The organism is Candidatus Neomarinimicrobiota bacterium (genome assembly GCA_012964825.1).
In the GTDB taxonomy this organism is placed as follows: Bacteria; Fidelibacterota; Marinisomatia; order Marinisomatales; family S15-B10; genus UBA2125.
The window spans coordinates 1-2,961 of record DTTI01000029.1 but is presented as its reverse complement, the minus strand read 5'-3'; the positions used below and the strand labels follow the sequence as shown (position 1 = coordinate 2,961).

Here is a 2,961-nt window from a genome sequence, read left to right as displayed (position 1 = left end):
CTCCATAATCGTGGTATTGATATCCTGCCACAATTCGGTATAGATGGCTTTCTTGTCCCGAGTGTTAATCATCATCCGATGTTTTTCTGGATACTGACCGAAATGCTTGTGCTGCATTTTCCCTCTGTCAACCACGGCGCCATCAGGTAACTCATAATTCAGAAGCAACACCGGGCGAGGATTAACAATTTCAAAGTATCCCATAAATGGAACACCCCTTGTAATACTAAGCGCAAGCTGTTGAGCCAGCAGGCTTTTGCCCACGCCGTCCGTTGCCGCAAAAACGGTAACACCTTTCTCAACAATTAGGTGCTCTACAATCGGAGCTGGTGCTGGGATGCCTGAGTTTATCATTTCTTCAAATGTCATTAGCTTGTATCCTATGTTGTATGGTTTTTCGGTATTTATTAAATCGCCAAGGGTTTCATTCGATACATCAGATATATCCGTCCCTGTGGTGAAACTTTCGTCTAACTTCTCCCAATCGGTTTTATTCACAACAGTAGTTGGGAACGCACCTTTTAGTGCATCTACCACCTTCTGCTGACCTATATCACCCGCATCATCATAATCAAGCATTACACTGAATTTCTTGAGATGGCTGAGTGGTGACAGGTCTCTCGGAATGCTGGTGGCGCCATTGGTGAAGCAGACTGCCTGAAGCCCCAGCGACAGCATCCGAAGCACATCCTTGAATCCTTCGACTACATATGTGACCTCATTGGGCTTATATTTTTTTATCTGCTCCAAAGGGTACACTTGGCAGGTGAACTTCTTGCCTTCCGCTCTTTTCAAGAACCTGTTGATTGGTTTATGGAGCCAGCAATTCAACCAGCACTTACCATCCACACTTATAATTGGAAATGCGAAACATTCACCTTTATTCGACCAATGTATCTGCAATGGTTCTATAAGCTCCATATCCCACTCTTTAAGGCACTTTCCCGCATCGATTGGTACAAGTGACCAGTTAGTCACAGCTTCTGTTTTTCTGCAATAAACGCCCTTTTCCCGCACTTTCTTTTGTGGAGGTGTTTTTGCTTTTGCTCGAGGTGAAGAACTCTTGCTGTTACCACCTATATTTGTTCGATTTGAGCTTGTATTGGGTGCAAAACCTTTCCCGCGATAGAATGGTTTCGGGTCATTTCCAAACTGCTTAGCAAAATCAACGGCATCGCCTTTGAAAGGACAGCTAAAGCAATTAAACACCCGGTCAAATTCGTGAACGGAGAACGATGGTTTTCTGTCATCGTGGTCCGGGTGCGGACAGCTACCAATGTAATTGCCACCGCCAGATGGCTTGAGATTGGGTACATATGCATTGACCATTCGCCACCAAAGGTCTTGCACTCCGAGGTTATCAGAAATCATCATACATCTCCCGCCACTACCTCTGCCGAAGCCATTTTTTCAAATCGCTTTTGAGGTACAGATTTTTTCCTACGGCGGTTGAACATTTCAGAACGCCTTTTATCACATTTCTCCGCAAAGTTTTTCCCGAGACTCCCGCATATGTGCACGCCTCTGATGTGCTGAGCCATCTGTCTCTTCCATCAACTTTGGATTCAATCCGCTCTAACATTTCTATGATTTTGAATACTGTCATTTCTAATCTCCCATTTGGGTTTACGGGCCAAGCCCACCTTGGGCTGACCTTTTACCCTATTGTTGTCGTCTGGCGTTTTTTGGTGCTCAGACGACATTGGGGGGAGAGGTATTAGAGGAGAAGAAAGGTGAAGATATTTACCTGCGGGACGACAATGCCATCTTTCGGTTATATTCGGACGACATTAAACATCCGCCTAAAGTAGTGCCGTATGGGCCTCTAAATCGGGATTTGAGATATTAGTGCTATTAGGAAGGTTTCATCCAAATAGGACAGGTATAGTGCCACAGCTCACTATATTCCTTAAACATCTCTGCATCTTGGATGTCAATGCGTAACAATTTCCAGACAAGTTTTTTACCGAGTCTTACGGATGGCTCAACAGGGTACTTTCCGAACTCCATTTTCTCTTTGTGCAATATGGGTTGGCTATCGGTGATGCCGACTGAGTTCCTAAGCACAGCTTTCAACAAGTATATATTGTCTCTGGTGATTTCTGTAATGCCAATCTTCTCGCCCCATCGTTCAACAAGCTCATCAGGGTCTAAGCGATAGCTGGGGTCTATCCCGTGCATAATTAATATATCTCTCAGCTTTGGTTGCCAATCATCCATAGAGAGCACAACACCTTGTTGCCTATTGAGTGATTGATGAGACACACAAAGGTCAAATTTTCCACTGCTTCTTTGTTCAATCTCCAGAAGGACATCTCTCCAATCATCTCCAGCAGATAAAGGTGGGGGGTCAGGTTCACTTACAGTAACGGTTGCTGTTTCATCAAATGTACTTGACCAAAACGGCTCAATCTCATTATGGTCTACGATTCCATTCTGCTTGAACCAATCGTCAAATCTTAAAAGAGCTTTGGTATATTTGCTCTTTCCAACTTCATCTGTCAATCTCTGATGCTCCCTGAAGATGACATCATAGACTGACTTGTTGAAGACACGGAGAAATGGTAACGCTGAACGATACCTGTATCCCCGAATTATTCTTTCATTACCATCCTCGTCAATTTCCTTTTCAATCTCTTTCTCATCTATAACCAGCATTATGTTTCTGAGCCTGAATAATTCTTCATCTTCCAACTTCATCCAGATGCCCCAAACTCTGTCCATTACATTTGTACCTAATCCATCATCAGGAAGAAGGAACGGATCATTCTTTTTTGGATAGGACACTGCCCAAGCGGTAAACATCCACGGAGCGTCTTTATTTTCAGATTTTCCCGATTGGTATTCCATCATAGGGCGAAGTTCCTCTGGACGGACTTTTCCATCTGGAGCTTTTGCCCATTGCGTCCATACGATATCTGCGAACTCTTCTTGCTTCATCTAAGTAAGTAGTGTTTAGAC

The 2,961-nt window shown here is 43.9% G+C and carries 3 protein-coding genes; all 3 read right to left on the bottom strand.

Features of this window, described 5'->3' with window-relative positions:
* A partial coding sequence (locus tag EYO21_02480; GenBank protein HIB02678.1) for a hypothetical protein occupies window positions 1–1,374 on the bottom strand: 1,374 nt, incomplete at its 3' end.
* A 13-nt stretch (window positions 1,375–1,387) separates the two neighbouring features.
* On the bottom strand, window positions 1,388–1,606 hold the full coding sequence (locus tag EYO21_02475) for a DNA-binding protein (protein HIB02677.1): 219 nt from the start codon (window positions 1,604–1,606) through the stop codon (window positions 1,388–1,390).
* Between the two features lie 248 nt (window positions 1,607–1,854).
* Window positions 1,855–2,940 (bottom strand): hypothetical protein, encoded by a 1,086-nt coding sequence (locus EYO21_02470; protein ID HIB02676.1) that lies wholly within the window; start codon window positions 2,938–2,940, stop codon window positions 1,855–1,857.
* Window positions 2,941–2,961: the final 21 nt, after the last annotated feature.

Bases quoted from the DNA above. Each gene is read 5' to 3' on its own strand.
- EYO21_02470 (HIB02676.1), bottom strand. From the start codon at position 2,940: ATGAAGCAAGAAGAGTTCGCAGATATCGTATGGACGCAATGGGCAAAA.
- EYO21_02475 (HIB02677.1), bottom strand. From the start codon at position 1,606: ATGACAGTATTCAAAATCATAGAAATGTTAGAGCGGATTGAATCCAAA.